The sequence below is a fragment of the Frankia sp. CgJB1 genome (assembly GCF_977947065.1).
In genome coordinates, this window is record NZ_CDWTNB010000251.1 from 1 (window position 1) to 4,655 (window position 4,655).

Annotated in this window: 1 protein-coding gene; it reads right to left on the reverse strand. The window is 76.4% G+C overall.

Going from position 1 to position 4,655, the window contains the following annotated elements:
• Nucleotides 1-4,655 (reverse strand): amino acid adenylation domain-containing protein (locus AC08OT_RS19325; RefSeq protein ID WP_476603153.1); only part of this gene is annotated, 4,655 nt, incomplete at both ends.

Below are 4,655 nucleotides of genomic sequence, written 5' to 3' on the forward strand. Positions count from 1 at the left end.
ACGTAGGCGACCAGCCGGCGCCGGCCGGCGCTGTCCTCCCCGGCGACGACCACGGCCCGCTCCACCGCCGGATCGGCGGCCAGGACCGCCTCGATCTCGCCCGGCTCGATCCGGAAACCGCGGATCTTGACCTGGTCGTCGGCCCGGCCCAGATACTCCAGCGAGCCGTCCGGGCCCAGCCGGGCCAGGTCGCCGGTGCGGTACATCCGGTCGCCGTCTTCGCCGTAGGGGTCGGCCACGAACCGGGTGGCGGTCAGGCCGGAGCGGCCCAGGTAGCCCCGCGCGAGCTGGACGCCGCTGACGTAGATCTCCCCCGGGACGCCCGGCGGGACCGGGGCGAGGTGGCGGTCGAGGAGCCGTGCGCGCAGGCCGCGCAGCGGCTCGCCGATCACGCTCCGGCGGTCGGCGGCGGCATCGGCCGCGCCGGCCCGGTCCAGCGGCAGGTACGTGACGTGCACCGTGGTCTCGGTGATCCCGTACATGTTGACCAAAGTCGGTGCGCCGTCCGGGTGGCGCTCGTACCAGGGGGCCAGTCGGCCGAGCTCGAGCGCCTCGCCACCGAAGATCACCAGACGGAGGCTGAGGTCAGACCGTCCGGCCTCCTGCTCGGCCGCCCGCAGCGCGCCGAAGGCCGACGGCGTCTGGTTGAGGACGGTGACGGACTCCCGCCGCAGCAGGTCGAGGAACTGCTCGGGCGAGCGGGAGACGTCGTGGTCGACCACGACGAGCCGGCCGCCGTGCAGCAGCGGCCCCCACAGCTCCCACACCGAGAAGTCGAACGACACCGAGTGGAATAGCGTCCAGACGTCGGAGGCGTCGAAGCGGAAGAGATCCCGGGTGTCGGCGAACAGGCGCACCACGTTGCGGTGCGGGATCAGCGCGCCCTTCGGGCGGCCGGTTGAGCCGGAGGTGTAGATGACGTAGGCGAGGTTGTCCGGGCGCGCCCGCCCCGCCCCGTCCGGCGGGGTGGCCGGCGCTTCGGCCAGCGCCGCCCCGACCAGCGGGTCGTCCAGCGCGATCAGGGGCACGCCCGCCCGGGCCGGCAGCGCCGCGCGGGTCTCGATGGTGGTCACCGCGCAGACCGGCGCGGCGTCGCGCAGCATGAACGCGATCCGGTCGGCCGGGTAGGCCGGATCGACCGGCAGGTACGCGCCGCCGGCCTTGAGGACGGCCAGCAACGTCACGACCAGGTCGGCCGACCTGGGCAGCGCGACCGCCACGACCGACTCCGGGCCGACGCCCCGCCCCGCGAGCAGGCGGGCGAGCCGGTTGGCCCGCGCGTCCAGCTCGGCGTAGGTGAGCTCGGCGTCGCGCCAGCGCAGCGCGACCGCGTCCGGGGTCCGGTGGGCCTGGGCCTCGAACAGCTCGGGCAGGGTGGCGCCGGCGCCCCACCCAGGTGCCGGCGGCGGCGGGAGGAAGGCGGCCCGGCTCCGCTCGGCCGTGGGCAGGGCGGCGACGGCGCCGATCGGCCGGTCGGGATCGGTGGCGATCTCCTCGAGCAGCGCGAGCATCCGGTCGGCCAGGCCGGCGACGGTCGCGTCGTCGAGGACGCCGCGCTGGTAGCCAAAGGTGAGCCGCAACCGGTCGCCGGGGATCACCCGGATGGTCAGCGCGTAGTGGGTGGCGTCGTGGCCGTCGACGGCGGCCAGCCTTGGGCCGCCCGGCGGGATCAGCGTGGCCGCCGCGAACGGGTAGGACTCCAGGACGAGCAGGGTGTCGAAGGCATCCCCCTGGCCGGCCAGCGCCTGGATGTCGGCCAGGCCGAGGTGCTCGTGGGCGAACAGCCGGCCCTGGGCCGCCTGGAGCTCGGCCATCAGCGCGGCGAACGTCCCCCCGGCGGTCACGGTGGCCCGAACCGGGATGGTGGTGACGAACAGGCCGATCATGGCCTCGACCCCGGTCAGCGCCGCCGGCCGGCCGGCGGTCGCCGCCCCGAACACGACGTCGTCGCGGCCGGCTGCCCGGGCCAGCAGGACCGCGTGGGCCGCCCGCAGGACGGTACTCAGCGTCAGTCCCCGCTCGCGCCCGAGCGTGGCCAGGCGGGCGGCCAGCTCGGGGCTGGCCTCGCGGTCGACGGCGGCCGGGCTCGGGGTCGTCTCGCTCGCCGGCGTGGCGCGGTGGCCGCCGCCGGCGGCCAGTAGGGTCGGCCCCTCGAGGCCGGCCAGCTCGGTCCGCCAGGCCGCGCGGGCGGCGTCCCGATCCTGGGCCCGCAGCCAGCACAGGTAGTCCGAGTACGAGCGGACGGCGGGCGGCCGGGGCGGCGGGGCTGCATCGGCATCGGCATCGGCGGCCAGCGTGAACAGTTCCCGCAGCACCAGCGGCAGCGACCAGCCGTCCAGGATGACGTGGTGGGCGCAGACCGCCAGCCGGGCGCTGTCCGCTCCGGTGCGGACCCACAGGAACCGGATGAGCGGCGGCGTGGTCAGATCGAAGCGCGCCGCCCGGTCGGCCACGACCAGCCGCTCGGCCTCGGCCAACCGCTCGGCGGCCGGCCAGCTGGAGAGGTCGACGATCGTCCACTCCGGTTCGGCCCGGTCCAGGATGGCCTGGGCCGGGGCGGCGCCGTCGGCCAGGACGGCGGCGCGCAGGAGGTCGTGCCGGGCGACGAGCTCCCGCGACGCCGCGCGCAGGCGTTCAGGGTCGAGGACGTCGGCGTCGCCGCGCAGGTCGAGGACGAACTGGATGACGTAGACGTCCGGCGTGTCGTCCCCGTCGACGAGGCGGTGGAACAGCATCCCCGCCTGCGACGGCGACAGCGGCCAGACCTCGGTCAGGCCGGGCAGCCGCTCCCGCCAGCGGGCCAGGTCCGCCGGGTCGACCGGGGCCAAGCCCACGGGCGCCAAGCCCACGGGCGTCTGGTCTGAAGGCGCCTGCTCTGAAAGCGCCTGGTTCGCGGGGGCCGAGGCGTCCGCCGCTGCGGCCAGGCCGGCGACGGTCGGCGCGGCGAACACGTCGGCCAGCTCGACCGTCACGCCGGCGGCAGCCGCCCGGGTGACCACGGCGAAAGCCAGGATGCTGTCGCCGCCCCGCTGGAAGAACGAGTCGTCGACGCCGACGTCGGGCTGGCCGAGCACGGCCGCGAAGACGTCCCGCAGGACCTCCTCGGTCCGGGTGGCCGGAGCCCGAGCAGGCAGAGCCCGGCCGGACCGAGCCGCCGCCCGGAAATCGGGCGCGGGCAGCGCGCGGCGATCCAGCTTCCCGCCGGGGGTAGTGGGCAACGCGGGCAGCGCTACGAAGGCCGCCGGCACCATGTAGTCGGGCAGCGCCGCCGCCACGTGGGCGCGCAGCGCCGCCGCGAGCGCCCCGCTGCCGGCTTCGTCCGCTGCCGCCCCGGCTGGGATGACGTAGGCGACCAGCGCCCGGCCGGCCGGCCCGTCCTCGCGGACGACCACGGCGCAGCGGGCGACCGCCGGGTGGCGGTCGAGCACCGCCTCGATCTCACCCGGCTCGACCCGAAAGCCGCGGACCTTGACCTGATCGTCCGAGCGGCCGGCCAGGACCAGCTCGCCGCTAGCCGTCCACCGGGCGAGGTCGCCGGTCCGGTACATCCGCTCGCCGGTCCCGAACGGGCTGGCGACGTAACGGGACGCACCCAGCGCCGGCCGAGCCAGGTAGCCGTGGGCGACGCCCGCGCCGGCAAGGTACAGCTCGCCGACGACGCCCGGCGGTACCGGCATGAGAGCGCCGTCCAGCACGTAGGCCCGGGTGTTGCGCAGTGGGCGGCCGACCGTCGGCCGCCCACGGTCGGCGCTTCGCACCGGGCCGGTCGTCGCCCAGACCGTCGTCTCGGTCGGCCCGTACAGATTGGTCAGGCTCTCCGCGCGGGCGGTGAGCTCGCGGGCGAGGTCGGCCGGCAGCGGTTCGCCGCCGCACAGGACCCGCACCCGCGGGTAGGGCCCAGCAGCCGCGTCAAGGATGGATCGCCAGCGCGATGGGGTCGTCTGGGCCAGCGTCACCGCGCCCGCGGTCAGCAGCCGGGCCAGCTCCGAGGGGTCGCGGGCCGCCCCGCCCTCGACGAGATGGATCGAGGCGCCGACGGTCAGCGGGGCGAGCAGTTCGACCGTGCTCGGGTCGAAGCCCAGCGTGGTCGCGGCCAGGACCCGGTCGGCTGGCCCGATACCCACGGTCTCGGCGAACGACGACAGGAAGTTCGCCAGGGACCGGTGGCCGACCAGGACGCCCTTCGGCCGGCCGGTCGAACCCGACGTGTAGATCACGTAGACCGGGCTGTCCGCGTCGACGGCGGGCGGCCACGATCCAGCGGCCGGCACCGCCGCGGCGCCGGCGTCGGCCTCGGCGTCGGGCTCGGCGTCGGCCTCGGGCTCGGGCTCGGGCTCGTCGATCAGGACGAGCCGCGTCCCGGGCGCGACCCGCAGCCGCGCGGCGAGCGCTCTCGTGGTGACCAGCACCGACGGGGCCCCGTCCTCGATCATGAACGCGATCCGGTCCGCCGGGTAGTCGGGGTCGATCGGGAGGTAGGCGGCGCCGGCCCGGGCGGCGCCGGCGAGCGCGACGACCAGGTCGACCGAGCGGGGCAGCGCGATCCCGACAATGGAACCGGGCCGGGCGCCGCGCCTGGCCAGCCGGCGCCCGAAGGCGTCGGCCGCCGCCGCGAGCTCACCGTAGGTCAGGGTCCGCTCGGCGGTGACCAGCGC